Source organism: Mesorhizobium sp. M8A.F.Ca.ET.202.01.1.1 (assembly GCF_004791595.1).
In the GTDB taxonomy this organism is placed as follows: Bacteria; Pseudomonadota; Alphaproteobacteria; order Rhizobiales; family Rhizobiaceae; genus Mesorhizobium.
The window spans coordinates 1-18,273 of record NZ_SRUN01000009.1 but is presented as its reverse complement, the minus strand read 5'-3'; the positions used below and the strand labels follow the sequence as shown (position 1 = coordinate 18,273).

The following is an 18,273-nucleotide window of genomic DNA, read 5'->3' as shown; positions in this document are numbered from 1 at the left end:
GATGGCGGCGAACGGCACCAGCGTTTCGATCCAGGACTTGTCGCTGAACTTCGGCGCGGTCTCGGTGCTGCAGACGCTCAACCTCGATGTCGCCGAAGGCGAGTTCATCGTGCTGCTCGGACCTTCCGGCTGCGGCAAGTCGACCTTGCTCAACTGCATTGCCGGCCTGCTCGACATTTCGGAAGGCTGCATCTTCATCAAGGGCAAGAACGTCACCTGGGAAGAGCCCAAGGACCGCGGCATCGGCATGGTTTTCCAGTCCTATGCGCTCTATCCGCAGATGACGGTGGAGAAGAACCTGTCCTTCGGGCTGCGTGTCGCCGGCATCGCCAAGGACGAAATCGCCAAGCGCATCGCGCGTGCCGCCGAGATCCTGCAGATCGAGCCGCTTTTGCAGCGCAAGCCGGCGGCACTCTCGGGCGGCCAGCGCCAGCGCGTGGCGATCGGGCGGGCGCTGGTGCGCGATGTCGATGTCTTCCTGTTCGACGAACCGCTGTCCAATCTCGATGCCAAGCTGCGTTCGGAGCTGCGCGTCGAGATCAAGCTTCTGCACCGCAAGCTGCAGAACACGATGATCTACGTCACCCACGACCAGATCGAGGCGATGACGCTGGCCGATCGCATCGCGGTGATGAAGGGCGGTGTCATCCAGCAGCTCGACGCGCCGCAGACCATCTACAACCGTCCGGTCAACCGGTTCGTTGCAGGGTTCCTCGGCTCGCCGGCGATGAATTTCGTCGAGGGGCAGCTGGAGGCTGGCACGACGGCGGTGTTCAAGACCGGGGATTTGACCATACCGCTCGATCGCTACGGCTTCGACGGCGCCGGCAACAAGAGCGGGCCTTGCGTGTTCGGGATCCGGCCGGAGCACGTTGCCTTTGGCGAGGCCGCGAACTCCATGCCCTTCGCCACCGACGCCGCCGTCGAAATCGTCGAGCCGATGGGCTCCGACACGCTGGTGTGGACGAAGCTCGGCGACCGCAATTTCTCCTTCCGCGTCGAGGCGGAAAAGACGCTGCGCAATGGCGATCCGGTTCGGATCGGCTTTGACCCCGCCCGCGCCTCGCTGTTCGATATCCCATCCGGCAACCGCATGTAGCTCCCAAGAAGACCATCCTCCCAAAGACAATCCCCAAGCAGAACGGACAGAGACGATGAACTGGTCATTCCAACTTTATAGCGCCCGCAATTTCTTGCCTTGGACCGATGTGCTCGAAATGCTCGGCAAGCTCGGTTACGCCGAGGTCGAAGGCTTCGGCGGCGTCTATGACGATCCCAAGGCCTTCCGCGCCGAACTCGACAAGAACGGCCTTGCCATGCCGACCGGGCATTTTTCCATCGATGCGCTGGAGAAGGATTTCGACGGCGTGCGCCGGATCGCCGAAACGCTCGGCGTCAAGCTCTTGATCTGCCCCTATCTGATGGCGGAGGACAGGCCATCCGATACCGCCGGCTGGCGCGGCTTCGGCGAGCGCCTGGCCAAGGTCGGCGAGGTGGCCTCGAAGGCCGGCTATGGTTTTGCCTGGCACAACCATGATTTCGAGTTCAAGGCGCTCGCCGACGGCTCGCTGCCGCAGGATCATATCCTGTCCTCCGCCCCCGACATTGGCTGGGAAATGGACGTTGCCTGGGTGGTGCGCGGCGGCGCCGACCCGCTGCCCTGGATCGAAAAGCACGGCAAGCGCATCGTCGCCGTGCATGTCAAGGACATGGCGAAGCCGGGTGAGGGGCTGGATGAGGATGGCTGGTCGGATGTCGGCCACGGCACGATCGACTGGGCGGACCTGATCAAGGTGTTGCGGGCCAAGAGCGCGGCGAAATACTTTGTCATGGAACAGGACAATCCCAACGACATCGAGCGCTTCGCCCGCCGCTCGATCGCAACCGTCAAGAGCTACTAGGAACAACCACCATGGCAAAGAAACTGGGTATTGGCGTCATCGGCTGCGGCAACATCTCGAAGGCGTATTTCTCGCTGGCGCCGCTGTTTCGCGGCATCGAGATGCGCGCCTGCGCCGACATCAACATGGACGCGGCCAGGGCACGGGCGAAGGAATTCAAGCTCCGTGCCGAAACCGTCGAGGATCTGCTCAAGGCCGACGATATCGACATCATCGTCAACCTGACCATTCCGGCCGTGCACTACGAGGTGTCGAAGCAGGTGCTCGATGCCGGCAAGCACGTCTATTCGGAAAAGCCGTTCGTGCTGTCGCTCAAGGAGGGCCAGGACCTCAAGACGCGGGCCGAGAAGAAGGGGCTGCGCATCGGCTCGGCGCCGGACACGTTTCTCGGCGGCGCGCACCAGTTGGTGCGTGAGCTGATCGACGAGGGAAAGCTCGGCAGGATCACCAGCGGCACCTGCCATGTCATGGGCCATGGCATGGAACACTGGCACCCCAATCCGGACTTCTTCTTCCAGCCGGGTGCCGGGCCGGTGCTCGACATCGGACCGTACTACATCACCAATCTCATCCAGCTGATCGGGCCGGTGAAGCAGGTGGCGGCTTTCGCGACGACCCCCGCCAAGGAGCGGACCATCAGTTCCAAGCCGCGAGCGGGTGAAAAGATCCCTGTCAACACGCCGACCACCATTCACGGCCTGCTCGAATTCGAGAACGGCGCCGTGGTGACACTGAACACAAGCTGGGACGTCTGGGCTCACGGCCACGCACCGATGGAGCTTTATGGCGAGGCCGGAACGGTGTTCGTGCCGGATCCGAACTTCTTCGGCGGCGACGTGCGCTTCACCGAAGAGGGCAAACCGGTCAAGAAGCAGCCGAAATGGAAGCATCCGCTGGGCATCCCCAATGAGATGCACGGCCAAGGCATGATGGCCAATTACCGCACGGCGGGCTTGGCCGACATGGCGCTGGCGATCGCCGAAGGGCGGCCGCACCGCTGCTCGATGGAACTCGCGCTGCATGCCGTCGATGTCATGACCGGCCTCCTGCGCTCCGGCGAAACCGGCAAGTTCGTCGCCATGCAGACCACATGCGAGCGTCCGGCCGCCCTTGGCGTCAAGCAAGCCAAGGATCTCCTGGCCAAGAAGAAGTAGTCGCGGAGATTATCGATAATTTTGCTTGCCCCCTCTCCCCGTTCCTCCGGGGAGGGGGTAAAGGATGGCGTACGGGCACGTTCATCGCCTCTGCGATGACGGTGCCCTGTCCGTTCAGATCCGAGGATTTCCCATGCCCTATATCGCCGCTGAAAACCGCTACGAAAACATGATCTACAACCGCTGCGGGCGGTCCGGCCTCAAGCTGCCGGCGATCTCGCTCGGGCTGTGGCACAATTTCGGCGACGACACGCCGCATCGGACCAAGCAGGCCATCGTCCGCAAGGCTTTCGACCTCGGCATCACCCATTTCGACCTCGCCAACAATTATGGTCCGCCGCCCGGCTCGGCGGAGACCGCTTTCGGCGAGATACTGCGCACCGATTTTTCCGCCTATCGCGACGAGCTGATCATCTCGACCAAGGCCGGCTACGAGATGTGGGCCGGTCCCTACGGCGAATGGGGCGGGCGCAAATACGTACTGGCCAGCCTCGACCAGAGCCTGAAGCGGATGGGGCTCGACTATGTCGACATCTTCTATTCGCACCGTTTCGATCCCGACACGCCGCTCGAAGAAACCATGGGTGCGCTCGACCATGCGGTGCGTTCGGGCAAGGCGCTCTATGCCGGCATCTCGTCCTACAATTCGCAGCGCACCCGCGAGGCCGCCGACATATTGAGGCAATTGGGCACGCCCTGTGTCATCCACCAGCCGAGCTATTCGATGTTGAACCGCTGGGTCGAGGAGGACGGGCTGCTCGACACGCTCGAAGGGCTCGGCGTCGGCTCCATCGTGTTTTCGCCGCTGGCGCAAGGCATGCTGACGGATAAATATCTCGGCGGCATTCCCGATGGCAGCCGGGCCTCCCAGGGCAAGTCGCTGAAGACGGCTTTCATCAACGATCGCACCATTGCCAACATCAAGTCGCTCAACGCGATTGCCGGCAAACGCGGCCAGACGCTGGCGCAGATGGCGCTGGCATGGGTGTTGCGCAAGGGCAAGGTGACGTCGGCGTTGATCGGCGCCAGCCGGCCCGAGCAGGTCGAGGATTGCGTCGGTGCGCTCAAGGTGCTCGATTTCAGCGACGCCGAATTGGCCGAGATCGATGCTTACGCGCGCGAGTCCGACATCAATCTGTGGGCGGCCTCCGCCGAGCGCAAAGGTCCGCCAAGGAAATAGGCTCGCTCGGCAAGCCGGCAAACAAAAAACGGCGGGGTGTTCCCGCCGTTTTCCATGGCGACCCGAAGCGGCCGCTTCAGGGCGACTTTGGCTTCTGGGCGGTGCCGAGTCCGGCCTTGGGCTTTTCCGGCGCCGGCGCGGATGTCTTCATCTTGGCCTCGATCCAGCCGCTGTAGTTGGCCAGCCGCGTGTAGATGCCATAGGCGTCCTTGTGGCCGCAGGCAGCGCTGCCATCGGCCGGGCCTTCGCCCCAACTGACGACGCCGACCTGGATCGGGCCGCCGGCGCCGGTCATGAACAGCGGTCCGCCGCTGTCGCCATTGCAGGCGTCACGCACGCCGCTCGTGGTGCCGGCGCAGATCATGTTGCTGGTCAGCGGATCGGTCATGTCGGCGGCAATCGCATTGGCCGCGGCATCGATGCCCTTTTCCGAATAGCGCATGCGGTGCGACAGGTCTCCGAGAGCCGCTTTCAGGTCATGGGCATAGATGGCCTTGATGCCGCTGTTGCAGGCGCTGTTTGGCTGCAGGTCGAGATCGGCGACCATCAGCGTGGTCGGGAAGGTGCCGTCCTGCATCTTGCCCCAGCCGGTGACGGTGGTCTTGCCGGTGTCTGGTGTCGCGTCATGGGTAAGCTTGATGGTCGGCGCATCGGCCGGGTCGGCGAGCCGGAGCAGGCCGAGATCGTTGTCGAGCGTCTGTTCGCTGTAGCCCTCGTTGACGATGACTTCGACAACCTTGTGCCGCTTGCCTTCGCTGAGATCCGTGGCACCGGTCAGCACGGTGACGGAATCGGGCGAGATCGGGCGGCCCTTGTCGTTGAGGCAGTGCGCAGCCGTCAGCACCCATTGCGGCGCGATCAGGCTGCCGCCGCAAAACTGCGCGTTGGCCTGAGAGGCCGGATTCTCGTCCAGCCTGGCGGTGGTGAGGAGTGCCACCTGGAAAGGATAGGCGCCCTTTTCAGCCTGATTGCCGCCATAGACGCGATCGGTGCCGTCGGGGTTCTCCGCCGCTGCCTTGGCCCTGGCATCGGTCACCCGCTGCATCGGCGAAACGGCCGCTTCCGGCCTGACGGCGGCCTCGTCCGCCTGGCCGGCGTTGATGAATGCAACGGCAGCGGCGATGCCAAGCAGCGATGCGGCAACGACCTGCCCGAACCGATTTGTGATGTGCACCCGAACCCCCTCCTGAGACAATTCTCCCGCGCGGATCGACGCCGGGCATTGTGCAACCAGAGGCCGCCGGTTCGGCGATCCGGACACGCACCCTATCGAACGGCGCGCGATCGGTCACAAAACCGAATCCCACTTTTGCTAACCGTGCCCGCGAGCAGAACCCGCACAAAACTCTATAGCCCCCCACGGGCTACGTGGAAGCGATTTATCATTGCCAATTTTGGATTATTTTAGGCAGTATGTCGCGGCAGGGTCTTAGGCGGGGGCTTTAGATTGACCGAGGCAAACAACGATCCGGTACGTTCGCCGATAGCCTTTGCCGATTTTTCAGCACCACCACGATCTCGACAATATTTCTGTATTTTGATCCAGTCCTTGCTGACTTTTGGGAGAGTCTCACCATGACAAAACTGACAAAGCTTATGATTGCTTCCGCATTGCTTTCCACCGCAATGTCGGCAGTCCCTGCTTTCGCCGCCGATCCTGGCTCCGCCAGTGCCGGCAATGGCGAAAGCATGCGGGACGTGACTTCGGGCGACTACAAGCCCGGGCGGGCCAAGCCGATCGCGCCGCCGACGCTGACTGACGAAGACAACCGCGCCGCGCCGATCACCGACGAGAAAGCGGCTGTCAAATCCTATGGCATCGTCGGACGTTCAGCCGATGGCAAGGAGATCAAGATCGAACCGAGCGAAGCGCTGCGGGAGATCATCATCAAGGAACTGAATGCGCCGGCCAATGGCGCCGAGGGCGACCCGCGCAAGACCGAGGATCCTGACCTTGGCGAAGGCGAAGCCGGACGTCAGGTTTTCGGCACCGACGATCGTGAGCAGGTCAAGAACACCAAGACCTATCCGTTCTCGGCAATCGGCTATCTCGAAGCCAAGTCGAAGACCGGCTATGGCAGCTGTTCGGCAACGTTGATCGGCCCGCGCACCGTGCTCACCGCCGCGCACTGTCTCTACAGCCACGAGGACAAGGACTGGCTGTCCGACTACCTGTTCGTGCCGGGCCTCAATGGCAGCACCGCCGATGACGCTCCGTTCGGCGCCTTCGAATACGAAAGCGCCTATGTGCTGCAGGGCTTCATCGACAACTACCAGGGCTATTACGGTTCGGTGATCCCGTGGGATCTCGGCATCATCACGCTGAAGCAGGATGTCGGCACCAATCTCGGCTGGCTGGGCTACGCCAACTATGACGATCTCGGCGACTTCACCGCCAACCTCGTCGGCTATCCCGGCGACAAGCCGATGGGTACGATGTGGAAGGCGAGCTGCGAAGTCCATGCCGAAAACATCGCTCCGGAGTATTTCCAGTATGACTGCGATACTTTCCCGGGGTCGAGCGGCAGCTCGGTCTATGCCTATGACACCAAGTCCAAGCAGCGCATCATTACCGGCGTCAACGTGGCGGAAAGCCCTGAGGCCAACACCGCCGTGCGCCTGAACGCCGCCAACGTCCAGTGGATCAACAGCCTCTACAAATGACGGCTGCCGACGGTCGCGGCGCGTGCCGCGACAGAGAAACAAAGAACCGGCGGCGGGACGTTCCCGCCGCCGGTTTTCTATGCGATGGCGTGCACGGTCGGAGCCGTCACTTGCGCCAGCCCACCGCCACGATTACGCTTGGTCATCCAAGGGGTTGGGCGTTGAGGGGTGGGATATGGCAAGGCCAGGAATCTTCGCAATGAGGGCAATGGCTGCCGCTCCCCTGCTGGCGGCGTTGATGTTGTCGGCATCTCTTACCGGACAGGCCTTCGCCAACGGAGGCAGTTCGCAGCCAGCCGGCGCCTGGGCGGAGCGCGTGCAGGTCCTCTATCAGAGCCGGACGCGTTCGGTGCTGCGCAGGATGGTGCGGGTGTGGGATTTCCAACCGGAAAAAAATCTCGACTTCACCTGGGAGCCGGCCGCTGGCCAGTCTCCCGATCGGACGATCGCCGAAGACGGCACCGTCAACGGCAAGGGCCGCCTGGTCTGGCGCGTGCGCGGCTCTGCGAACTATGACCCGAAGACCGTCTATTCCAGTTATTTTGGCTCCGTCAGGAACGGCCGGCTGGATGGGCAAGGGCGGCTCGAGCTTCGTTCGGGCGAGGTCTTCGACGGGCTGTGGCTTGAGGGAGAATTCAACGGAAAGGGCATCCATATCGATGCCGAGGGCAACCGCTATGAAGGCCAGTTCGTCGCTGGCGTCGCGAATGGCGAAGGCCGGCTCATGTCGAAGACCGGCGAAATATTCGCCGGCTCCTTTGTCGACGGATTGAAGAACGGCAAGGGTCGGACCCGGCTCGCCGGCGGCACGGTCTATCAATCGCAATGGGTGATGGGCAAGGAGGTCGGCAGCTCGCGTCCAGACGTGCTGGCCGATGCCCGGGTCGGCGGCCTTTTGAAGGCGCAGACCGGCGGCGGCGACGCCGACAAGGTCGAGATCGGGGTCGTGGTGGATCAACGTATGACGCAGCAATCCGACATGCAGTACCAGCACCTGGTGCGCGACGAGGACATCGCGATCTATCCGCAGGCGGATGAAGACAATGACAGCTGGAACGGCACCGGGCAGGTTACGACCAGCAATGTCTTTGGCCGCAAGGACTGGGACGAAGCGCCGGCCTTCGCCGAGGTCGACCTCAAAACGACGGACCAATCCAAAGTCAGGCTCGACCGCCTGGAAATGAAGGTCGCCTCGAGCGATGCCTACCGCAAGCCGATGCTGTCGATATCGGAGCATTTCGGCTGTGTCGGCTTCCGGCCGGATTTCTCGATCATCAACAATGGCTGGGGCGACGCCAAGGACATGAAAATGTCCATCCAGTTCACGACCGTGGACGAGGATGGCAATCCCAGCGGCCAGCCAAGCCGTATGTTCAGCAAGGACATTGGCAGTTTCGGCGAGGGCGTCGACGTGTCGATCAAGAGCGTGCTCACTGAAGCCGGCGTCGACACCGCCAGCCTGGAGACGGGGCGGTTTCCCTGTCCGTCGGTGGACAGTCTCAATGTCTGCCGCAGTCAGTTGGCCAACAAGATCAAGTTCGGCGAGGTCGCCGACTATCTCGGCAATATGCAGCAGGCGATGACACTGAATGCGATCGGCAAGCTCGATTATTCCTGGACAGATGACGAAGGTCATATCAATCAGAACAGCGAGCCGTTTCGCACCTCGGTGACCGTGGCGGTTTTCGAGACCCCGGAATCGATGGCCGAATGCGGCGATGGCGGTGGCGGCACACCGGAAGCGATGCGCTACCAGAACATCGAGTTTCCAATCGGCAAGCACGACTACACGATCGCCATGCCGGTGCGCGGCAACAAGAACATCAGCGCCTATACGGCGCGGCTGAAGATGTGGTCGTCGATGTCGTCCATCCACAACTTCAGCATCGCCGCGCATTTCGCCGATGGCAGCGTTCGCGAGAGCAAGCCGGTGACCTTCTTCTATTTCAAGCCAAAGCGGTCGCTGTTCGAGACCAAGACCGAGCCGGCGGCGTGTTATCTGCCACGCGACATGGTCGGCTGCAGCGGTTAGGACGTATCGATATTCAGGTGATGCCGGCCCGATCTTAAGCCTGGCGCATCCTGATCCAGGAACGGCTATTTGCGGCCCATCTCAAAATAGTTGGGCAGGGGAATGAGCCGGGCGAAGATCGTGCCCTGGGGAAAGACGCGCAGTTCCAGCATCGATCCGGACGAGCGTTCCGCCTTCTGGTCAAATAGGAAATTGCCGAGCGAATAGACTTCAGCCACATCGCCGCCGCCGAGCGGCACGATTGCCTCGCTCGACACATGCGGATGGCCGCCGACGATGGCCGACACACCGCGCAGCCGCATCTGGTCGGCGAGCATCTCTTCGCGCGCCGACGGCTCGGTCTTGTATTCGCGGCCCCAATGGACGAAGGCGACCACCGGGCGTTCGGCATTTTCGTGCAGCAGGCGGTCGAGCAAGGCAGGGGTGAGCAGGTCGGTGTTCTTCGAGCCGTTGGTGTCGATGTCGGTCAGGCCGACCAGGTCGAGATCGGCGAGCGCCAGCGTCTCGCCCTGGGCGACATGGGGGATGCCGGCTTCGTCCAGCGCCTGCAGCGTCTCGGCATAGCCGGACGGGCCGAGATCGTAGGCATGGTTGTTGGCGAGGCTCACGCCGGCGACATGCAGCCGCTTCAGCATGTCGACAGCGAGGCCCTCCGGCATCGCCAGCGTCATATCGTCGATCGCCTCCGGCACGTTGGGCAGGATGACGCCTTCGAGATTGACGATCAGCGGCCGCGAGTTGGTCAGCGACAGGATGCTGTCGACGATGCGGTCGGCAACACCGTCGCGGACCAAAATCTTCTTCATGGCGCGGCCGAAATTCACGTCGCCGGCGAGATAATAGATTTTGTCCTTGGGCCGTGTGGGGTTGTTGAAGTCGGGGCCGAAAGCGCCGAACAGCGCCACCACATAGCTGGTGGTGCGCTCGACATAATCCGATGTGTGTTCCTGCGAGTTCTCATTGGCGACGACCAGCGGCAGGGCGCCGAACAATTCGCGCTGCAGCCTGGTCTGGATGTAGAGCGCGCCGACCGAATCGGCATGATCGGGCTGGCGCAGTGCCGCGATGCCGTCGAGCGAGCTGGCAGCCAGCATGTTGAGCGACTGCTGGTCGAAACGGCGTGCCTCATGCTGCGGCAGATAGTGCGAGAAGTCGGTGGATTCGACGATCAGCGTGTCGTGGTCGACAATTGTCTTAAGTGCCTCGGCAAGCCTGTCCCAGTCGCGGCGCCGCGCCTTCACCGACATCGCCACCGGCACGATTTTCGCCTCGGGGAAATAGTGGTGCAGGAAAGGCAGCATGGCACGTACGCCATGCTCCTTGTCGAACAGGCAGGACTCCTCGACCATGTCGCTGTTCTTCTCCAGAAGCCGCACGGCATCGGTGTCGGCCTTGACCGGACCAAGCACGGTATCGAAGCCGCGCGCCGTGGTGGCGTAGAGCTTGTGCGTCTTGTGGAAATGGTCCGGCGACAGGATGACGATGCGTTTGTAGCGGAAGCCCGAGGCGGCATGAAAACCCAGCGCCACCAGGTCGGCGGCCAGGAGATGATGCGGCACGGTGATGCCGGTCAGTCGCTGATTGGATGGCTGGACCTCGGCCGCGCTGGCGATGGCATTCTCGAACAGCTTGGCGTCGTCGTAGAAGGGCGGGAAGTTTGAGCTGCCGGACGGGCAGATGACGGGTGCGGTGAAGGCGGGCAGGGGGAGGAGGGTGAACAGGAGGGCTGCCAAGATCTGCAAAATGTCGGCGCCCAGTCGGCCCCCCTCTGTCCTGCCGGACATCTCCCCCTCAAGGGGGGAGATTGGCAGCTTCATTGGCGGCGCTCTCTTTCTCAACGTCAGGGATTGGCGAAAGCCAGGAAACAGCTGATCTCCACCCTTGAGGGGGAGGTGTCCGGCAGGACAGAGGGGGGTCCCTTGGCGCCGACGTTTGATGGTCACGGCTCGGCCAGCACGATGTTTTCCACGCCGCCGACATAATAGAACGGCTTCTGCTTCGAAGCGGTCAGCCGCACCACCTCGTGCGAAATGAAATCGGCCAGCCCGAACAGCGTGACGCCGCCATCCGGGGTTCTCGCCTTGCCGCGCAGGCCCTCGAGGATCGAATAGGTGAAGACGCCGTGGCCGAGTTCGGGCAATTCGGCGGCGGTGTTGTTGGCGGCGGTGGCCGAGAAGACGACGATGCGCGCGTCCTGCGCATCCTTTTCCAGCCGCGGATTGAAGGCGTTGGCGGCGTGGCAGGTGTCGAGCAGCATGAAGCGCATGCCTTTGGCCCGCTCGACCGATTTCTGGATGTCGGACCAATCCACCAGCGAAGAGCGCTTCCAGCGCTCGGCGTCCTGTTTGCGGCCATCGGTCGGGATGAAATAGTAATCCTCGTCGATGTTGATGCCGTGGCCGGCTACGAAGATGATGGTGGTGTCGTGCTCGCCAGGCCGGTCGAGGAAATCGGCGAGCTGGTCATCGATCGTGTGCGAGTCCGGTTCCATGATGCTGCCGGCACTGGCGACGGTGTAGGTCTGCTGCGCCTTGTCGGGGCTCTCGTCGAGCGCTTGGCGGTTGACCAGCACCAGCGATTCCATCGACGAGAACAGCGGCGCCGACTTCTGCGCAACCACCTTGAGAAACTCGGTGGCATCGTCGACGGGGTAGCGCAGGTCGCAGGCGTGGCCGGAACAGGCATCGGTCAGGAACGGGTATTTGTCGACACCGATGACCGCGACATAGAGCTTGCCCTTGGCTTGGGCCTTCTCGGCCTTCCTTGCCAGCGTCGTCACGCTGCGCTCGGTCAGATAGCCGTATTCATTGGTGCCGGTGATGCGAATGGTGTTTTGGCCATCCTCGACCGGAACCTCGACGATGGTGTTGTTGCCGTCCACCGAGCGGGCGGTGACGTCGCCGACATTGCGGCTGTTCGAAAGGATCGAGAAGCCGGCGGCATCAGCGCCAGCCTCCCTGGCGCCCGTGATTTCGACCGCGACGTAGCCGTCTCGCACCTTGCTCTGATCGCCGGCGAGGCGGATGCCGAACTCCGGCGGCTTGCGCTGGAGAAGCTTCTGCAACTCGTCGTCGACGCCGGGCCGCATCTCCTTGACCGCCTGCCTGGCGCTGCGCAGGATGATGGCGCGGCGCACCATTTCCGGGCTCCAGAGGTATTTCTTCAGCTGGCCGGCGCGGATGAAGCGGCCTTCATGGTCGCGACCCTGGTTGACGTGCCAGCCGATCAGCTTGTCGCCCTCGTCGGAGGAATAGTAATAGCCCTGCGGCATCCAGGCGATCCATTGCGACCCGGCAAAAAACATCGACACGATCAGTTCGTGCGTCTTCAGGTTCCAGAGCCGGAGCGTCTGGTCGGCACTGCCGGTGACCAGCAGGCTGGCCTTTTCGGAGGCGACCATAGCGTTGACCTCGCCGGTGTGGCCGGTGAATTCACCTGATACCCTGGCGGTCGCGGATTTGTACTCCAGCAGCGTGCCGTCATTGCCGCCGGTGATCAGGCCAAGCCCGTTGTCGATCAGCGTGAAGGCGGAATGGGCAAAGCCGTTGGTGGCGTCGTTCTCGATCGTGCGCACGACCTTACCGCCATTGGCGATTTCCAGCACTGCGTTTTCCAGCGCGTCCTTGCCGCCGACCGTGGCGTGCAGCGACCACTGGCCGCTGGTCAGTGTGGCGCGGGCAAACGAGTTTTGCTCCGTCAGCAGCTGGGGGTCGTCGAAGAACCGCTCGGCGGTCGGCAGTTCCAGCTTCTTTTCCAGCGCGCCCATTTGTTCCGGGCAGGCGACGCGCTCGGGGCAGGGGTTGGCATCGCCCCAGCCGATGATGCCGTTCGCCGCGTCGATGCCGACCGCGGTCACCGGCTCCCCCGATCCTTGCAGCAGGGCCTTGCGTTCACCCGTCGCCGGGTCCCAGACCTGGATGGCGTTGCGGGTACCGCCGGCCGTCGCCACCAGCGACCCGTCGGCATTGGCGGCGCTGGCGTAGACTGTGCCGTCATGGCCGGCATAGTCGAGCAGCTTGTCTCCAGTGTCGGTGTTCCAGACGATGGAGCGGTGCTTGTTGGCGCAGCGGTAGCCGCAGGAAGCGATCAGACGTGACCCCTTGGCGAAGGTCAGCGAACCGATGAGGAAATCCTGCTTCGGCATGGCGCGCACCAGAGTGCCGTCAGCCGCACGCCAGATTTGGACCTGCCCGTCCTTGCTGCCGGTGCCAAACTGGCTGCCGTCCTGCGAAACGGCCAGCGCCATGACGCTGACGTCCCGCAGCTGCTCCGCTTCGGCCGGTAAGGCGATCTGCTCGCCCTTCGTGATGTCCCAGAGCCGGATGCCATTGTCCGTCGTTGTCGCCGCCAGTCGGGTTCCCACCGCGGCGAAAGCCAGTTTGTCGATATGCCAGGAATCGGCGTCGAGCTTTTTGTCCAGCGTCCATCCGGCCGTGGATTTGTCGTCCAGCCTCCAGAGATAGACGACGCCATCGGCGCCACCGCCGGCCAGCATCTTTCCATCGGGAGAGAAGGCAAGGTCATAGGTCGCGTAGTCGGCTGCCTTGAGTACGGCCTTCATCTTGCCGGTGGCGAAGTCGAACAGCCTGATGTCGCCATAGGGCGGCCTGTCGCCGAGACCAGCGCCGAAATAGCCGCCGGCGGCGATCGTCTTGCCGTCCGGCGAGACCGCGACCGCGAAGATCTTGCCGTCGTTGCCGTTGCCGAGATAGCCACGGATGGTGCGCAGGCTGACGCCGTTTTGCCAGTCCCAGATACGGATGGTCTTGTCGTCGGAGGCCGAGACGAGGTTCTCGCCATCGGGCGTGAAGGCGAGATCGGTGACCCGCGCGCTGTGGCCGCCAGTGTCGAGATCGAGGTGGAAATCCGGGGCGTCCTCGGCACGGGCGACCGACGCGGCGACCAAGGCTCCAGCCATGGCGAGCCAGCGGAAGGCACGCATGAGGCGGAGGCTCATCCTTGTCATCGTTATTTGGCTTCAGCCGACGGTCGCCCGCTGCGCACATAGGCTTCGATCGCCGTGGCGAAAGTGGGGGAGCCGGCCTTGCGCTGTTTGTCGACATAGCCGGCAAAGTAACTCCAGAAGGAGACGGCATAGTCGCGGAAATAGGCGTCGGTCACCTTGCGCGAACACAGGTCGCCATCGACGCAGAAGGACAGCCGGTTGAGGAAATAGACGATGCGGTCGAAATTCTCGCCGAAGTCGGCGAGCGGCATGTCGCCACCGGAAGCGCTCATCGCCTCGATGCCGATACGTTGCCGGAATACCTGCTCCTCGGTCGGCGAAGGGTTGGCGCTGAGCAGATTGTCGTATTTGGAATTGAGGGCCGCGAGGCGATCCTTGAGCGCTCGTTGCGCCTGCTGATAATCCTTTGTCTCCCAAAGCTCGACCAGGGACATGGTCTGCTCCACGCGCTTCTGCTCCTGATTGGCCAGGAACTGATAGACCGAGAATGCCAAGGTGAAGATGATGGCGAAGCGCACCAGCATGCCCGACCAGGCATAGACCAGCATGCGCCAGTCGCGGTCGGTGAAGGGGTTGCTTTCCTTCTTGATCTCATGGCTGCTCGGCCACGGGAAGCCTTCGGTGGTTTCCGGCAGCGCCTGCTTCGCAGCCGCGTCCTTTGCCGGTGTCACTGCTGCTGCCTGCTTCGTCGTGCCCCCCGGCTTCTTCATTTGCAGCTATCCAGTTCGATGGTGGCGGAGGGATCGAGCACGACGCCCGGCGCTTCGAGCTGCTTCTTCAGGCACGCCAGTTGCGGGCGCGAGACAATGAACTGCACGTCCGGTTCCGCCGGGGCCTTGTTCGGCGACGGCAAGGCCTCGACGATGCCGCGCGAGGCGCAGCCCGAGAGATCGACGACGATCGCGTCGCTGCTGGCCTTGGCGATCTGGTCGTACTGGTCGAGAAAGCAGGTCGCCAGTTCCGAATTGATGACCACCTGCTTGGCGCAGAGGCCGCAGGCGTCCTGTGCCGACGCGTCGGCAACCAGCAGCAGGCCGGCGGCGATGCCGCCAACCGTGGCACTCCAGGAAAATAGGCTATAGCTCACGAACCACCCCATCCATTGCGCCGGCCGTGTCATCTCCCGACGCTGCGGCTAAAAGTTTTCACCCCATCGTGCCGGCAGTGCAAGGCCTGGCCATGAACACCCCCGCCTGGATTCTCAGGCGCGCGGCACCGTCTCCATCGGGAAGATCATCACCGCTCCCCTCGGGCCGCTCTTGTCGGCAAGCCGCATCACCGATCGGGTCGACGGCGCCACGCCGATATCGGCAAGCATGTCGGAGAAGCTGGCGGAGCCTATCCCGCGCGTCATCGACGCGACACCGTCCTGCGCCAGAAAGCTCAGATCCTCCTTTTCGCTTTCCGGCGGCGCCTCGGTCAGCACCGCGATCATCCGCTCCATGCCGAAGCTGGTGTCGGTGAAGGCGAGCAACCCTTCCTCGACGGTAGCCTGCGGGGCGAGGCGCTCGGCAACGATGTGAGTGATCGAATAATCGCTGCCGACATAGAGCACATTGATGTCGACCAGCTGGTCCGACCTGTTCTTCGCCAGCACATGCACCTCGTCGCCGGGCGAGACGCGTGGCACCACCGAGGCCTGCAACGGCTCCAGCCCGTCCTTGTCACGACGCTTGACCTGGAATTGCACGTCGACGTCCTCTGGCTTGTAGTCGGAGGCGGCCGCCAGCCTGGAAAGACCGGTGGCCCGGAAGATGGTGCGCAAATTCCTTACCGTCGCATCGACAAGCTTCTGGCGGTCGTCGGGGTGGATGATGATCAGCGGCGGCCTACCGCCATCCTTCAAGGTCACGTCGCCCGAAGCCGGCAGGAACCACAGGGCCGGCTTGTCGGTCGCGTTCCCGTCGGCGCCGGCAATGGCATTCTCGCGCATCACCGCGAAGCGAAGTTCGGCGCTCTTGCCCGGATCGACCAGTTCGATGTTGAAGCCGGTCTCCTTGGCCGCTGCAAGTTCGTCGAGAACCGAATTGACGAGTGCCGTTTCCGTCTCCAATCCCTTGGTCGCGGCCGGCCGTGCAACGGCGAGCATGTAGTCGACGGCGATCTCCGCCACCCGGGCATACGCATTGGCGGGGATATCGGCAACCTTGAGTGCGGGCTTCTTGTCGAAATCGACCGGCTTGACCCGGCTCTCCAGGTTCTTGGCCGATTCCACTTCGAGATAGCCGACGGCGTCGGATAGCGACGACAGCGCCGACGGCAGGATGGCGAGCTTGCTGCCCGGCGTGAGGCGATGCAGCAGGCCGGCGCCGATCGTCGCCTCGCCGTCCTTGACGATAATGGGCCATTGCATGACCGCATCCGTCTTGTCGGTGCCGAAGACGCGCGCGTCGAGTTCGCCTTCGAACAGCGGCGTCGGCCGGGTACGGCTGTCGGCCGAATATTGCTGCAGCACGGCCTGGCCAAGCTGGCGATAGGTGACATTGGGATTTTCGGCGAGCTTCGACAGGATGGTGAACGTGAAGAGGCCGAAGCGTGGCGCGTCGGCCGTGCCCTTGGGCAGCGGCATCTCCGGTGTCGTCTCGACTGTCTGCGCGGCATAGAAGGCGACCAGTTTGCCCTTGGTGATTGGCTCGCCGCCAGTCGGCGTCAGGTTGAAGGCCGGTTTGCGCTGGCCATTCTCGTCGAGGCCGCGCGATGCGCTTGCAACGGTGTTGTCATACGCCTTGACGGCTGCCGCCCTGGCCGCCTCGTCGCCACCGACCAGGTCGGCGAACTCGACCTTGCGTTCCAGCTCGTCATCGACATCGACGGCGCGGGTGGCGGTGCCGGAATGGCAGCAGTCGAACACCGCCCAGACGAAGGCGCCCTTGTCGCGGATGGCATCGAGCGCATCGCCGATCTCGTTGTCGACCAGCGCGTTCGGAACGCCGGCATCCCTGTTGATCCACTTCTCGATGTCGACGGGCAGGAAAATTTCGTCGAGTCCGTCGGTCTCGTCGCCCTTGACCCTCTCGGGCTGCTGGGCGCCGTGGCCGGACAGATGCAGGTAGACGAAGTCGTCGCGCCGAACCTTGGCGGCGAGATCGGCCAGTGCCGTCTTGATCGCGGCATGGGTCGGCAAACCCTTGGCGCCGGGCACGTCCTTGGCCAACAGCGTGACGTTTTCCGGCGCGAAGCGCACCGGATCGGGGACGTTCTTCAGAAGGTATTCGTGCACCAGGCCGGCATCGTTCTTCGGCCCGATCAGCCAGTTTCTCTGCGGCAAGGCCGGATATTCGGTGCAGGCGACGAGCAGCGCATGGTAGGTGCGCGACGCGGCCAAAGCCCGGAACGAAACCGTGCCGGCAGCCACCAGCGCGGACGTGCCGACAAGCAGCCTCCGGCGTGTCAATTTGATCATGTCGCTTCCCCAAGCCCGATCGAATTTCCCAAGCGAGACCATCCTCGTCGAGGATTTTGGCAGTATTTTGAATGTCGCTCCGTCATCAAGCCTGCCATCACCAATGTGTCGGCATGTCATCGATCGGCTCGGGACAGCAACAGAAGAGTAGCAAAGAAGGCGGTTCGTCGCTATCTGAATGGGATCAGGCCGTTTGCGTGAGCAAACAGCCTTGGGATGGCGCAGGGCAGGCTGGAACAGAACCATGGCGGCAAGGGATGTGCTGACGAAAAACCAGTTGTGCGTGCTCGAGAAACTCGAGACCGCCAGCGGGCCGCTCAGCGCCTACACCTTGCTTGATCAGCTGCGCGAGCGCGGTTTTCGGGCGCCGCTGCAGGTCTATCGGGCGCTCGACACGCTGGTGAAGTCAGGCTTCGTGCATCGGCTGGAGAGCATCAACTCCTTCGTCGCCTGCGCCGAGCCGCACGACCACAGCCACTCGATGACCGCCTTCGCCATTTGCGACAGCTGCGGGCAGGTGACGGAGATGTCGGACCACGACGTCGACCACCGGCTGAACGAATGGGTCAACTCGACCGGCTTCGCCGCCAGGAAGGCGGTGATCGAATTTCGCGGGACGTGCGCGAAATGCCGCGCTGAGGCCGCCTAGAGCGCCGCGTATACTTGCTAAAACAGCATAGCTACGTTTGCAAATGTGACGGCAGTCGGAGAGGTTCTCACTCTAGAGCGGTTCCTGTTTTGAGAGAATCGTAGGATTCCCAAAGCAGCTGGTTTGTGATTCAAGATGCTGGCTGGATTGGAGGCCAGCATCTGATGACGCGAGCGCTTTCAAACGATCTTCGTGAGCGTGTTGTTGAAGCAGTTGGCGCAGGCGAGAATTGCCGTACCGTGGCATCGCGCTTTGGCGTTGCGGTTTCCTCTGTAGTGAAGTGGTCGCAGCGTTACCGTGCCACCGGCTCGGTGGCGCCGGGCA

The 18,273-nt window shown here is 62.9% G+C and carries 14 protein-coding genes; 8 read left to right on the top strand and 6 right to left on the bottom strand.

The features are described 5' to 3' along the window. Window position 1: 1 nt before the first annotated feature. From EN845_RS19575 to mgrA, 4 genes are all read left to right on the top strand, one after another. The gene (locus tag EN845_RS19575) at window positions 2-1,099 is read left to right on the top strand and encodes an ABC transporter ATP-binding protein (RefSeq protein ID WP_127872363.1); all 1,098 of its coding nucleotides are present in this window, start codon (window positions 2-4) and stop codon (window positions 1,097-1,099) included. Window positions 1,100-1,154: 55 nt separating this feature from the next. Continuing rightward, a complete protein-coding gene (locus tag EN845_RS19570; protein WP_127277060.1) occupies window positions 1,155-1,901 on the top strand; it encodes a sugar phosphate isomerase/epimerase in 747 nt (248 codons plus the stop codon). Between the two features lie 11 nt (window positions 1,902-1,912). Continuing rightward, the gene (locus tag EN845_RS19565; protein ID WP_127872346.1) at window positions 1,913-3,055 is read left to right on the top strand and encodes a Gfo/Idh/MocA family oxidoreductase; all 1,143 of its coding nucleotides are present in this window, start codon (window positions 1,913-1,915) and stop codon (window positions 3,053-3,055) included. 133 nt (window positions 3,056-3,188) lie between these two features. Further along, the gene (gene mgrA / locus EN845_RS19560) at window positions 3,189-4,235 is read left to right on the top strand and encodes an L-glyceraldehyde 3-phosphate reductase (RefSeq protein ID WP_127872347.1); all 1,047 of its coding nucleotides are present in this window, start codon (window positions 3,189-3,191) and stop codon (window positions 4,233-4,235) included. A 76-nt stretch (window positions 4,236-4,311) separates the two neighbouring features. Here the strand turns inward: mgrA and EN845_RS19555 are convergent, their stop codons facing one another. Next, window positions 4,312-5,409 carry a trypsin-like serine protease gene (locus EN845_RS19555; protein WP_127872348.1) on the bottom strand — a complete coding sequence of 366 codons (1,098 nt, stop codon included), beginning with the start codon at window positions 5,407-5,409 and terminating at the stop codon, window positions 4,312-4,314. Window positions 5,410-5,810: 401 nt separating this feature from the next. Here EN845_RS19555 and EN845_RS19550 point away from each other — a divergent pair, with 401 nt between their 5' ends. Both EN845_RS19550 and EN845_RS19545 read left to right on the top strand, forming a co-directional pair. Further along, window positions 5,811-6,899, top strand: a complete 1,089-nt coding sequence (locus EN845_RS19550) for a serine protease (RefSeq protein WP_127872349.1) — start codon at window positions 5,811-5,813, stop codon at window positions 6,897-6,899. Window positions 6,900-7,098: 199 nt separating this feature from the next. Beyond that, on the top strand, window positions 7,099-8,931 hold the full coding sequence (locus tag EN845_RS19545; protein WP_245511771.1) for a hypothetical protein: 1,833 nt from the start codon (window positions 7,099-7,101) through the stop codon (window positions 8,929-8,931). Window positions 8,932-8,996: 65 nt separating this feature from the next. On the opposite strand, the gene amrB is transcribed toward EN845_RS19545, so the two are convergent. The 5 genes from amrB to EN845_RS19515 all read right to left on the bottom strand — a co-directional run bounded on the left by amrB (window position 8,997) and on the right by EN845_RS19515 (window position 17,300). Next, complete coding sequence (gene amrB / locus EN845_RS19540; RefSeq protein ID WP_127872350.1) at window positions 8,997-10,715, bottom strand: AmmeMemoRadiSam system protein B; 1,719 nt, start codon at window positions 10,713-10,715, stop codon at window positions 8,997-8,999. A gap of 155 nt (window positions 10,716-10,870) precedes the next feature. Then, window positions 10,871-13,888, bottom strand: a complete 3,018-nt coding sequence (locus EN845_RS19530) for a caspase family protein (protein ID WP_245511770.1) — start codon at window positions 13,886-13,888, stop codon at window positions 10,871-10,873. 11 nt (window positions 13,889-13,899) lie between these two features. Next, on the bottom strand, window positions 13,900-14,607 hold the full coding sequence (locus EN845_RS19525) for a hypothetical protein (RefSeq protein WP_127281257.1): 708 nt from the start codon (window positions 14,605-14,607) through the stop codon (window positions 13,900-13,902). Next, window positions 14,604-14,984 (bottom strand): hypothetical protein, encoded by a 381-nt coding sequence (locus EN845_RS19520; RefSeq protein ID WP_127872351.1) that lies wholly within the window; start codon window positions 14,982-14,984, stop codon window positions 14,604-14,606. The genes EN845_RS19525 and EN845_RS19520 overlap by 4 nt, the downstream gene beginning before the upstream one ends. Before the next feature lie 114 nt (window positions 14,985-15,098). Further along, the gene (locus EN845_RS19515; RefSeq protein WP_245464313.1) at window positions 15,099-17,300 is read right to left on the bottom strand and encodes a caspase family protein; all 2,202 of its coding nucleotides are present in this window, start codon (window positions 17,298-17,300) and stop codon (window positions 15,099-15,101) included. A 244-nt stretch (window positions 17,301-17,544) separates the two neighbouring features. Between EN845_RS19515 and EN845_RS19510 the strand changes: the two genes are divergently transcribed. After that, entirely contained in the window at window positions 17,545-17,949 is a 405-nt protein-coding gene (locus EN845_RS19510) for a Fur family transcriptional regulator (protein ID WP_127277494.1), read from the top strand. A 146-nt stretch (window positions 17,950-18,095) separates the two neighbouring features. Further along, window positions 18,096-18,273: helix-turn-helix domain-containing protein (locus tag EN845_RS19505; protein ID WP_281040976.1), on the top strand; the 178-nt coding region annotated here is incomplete at its 3' end.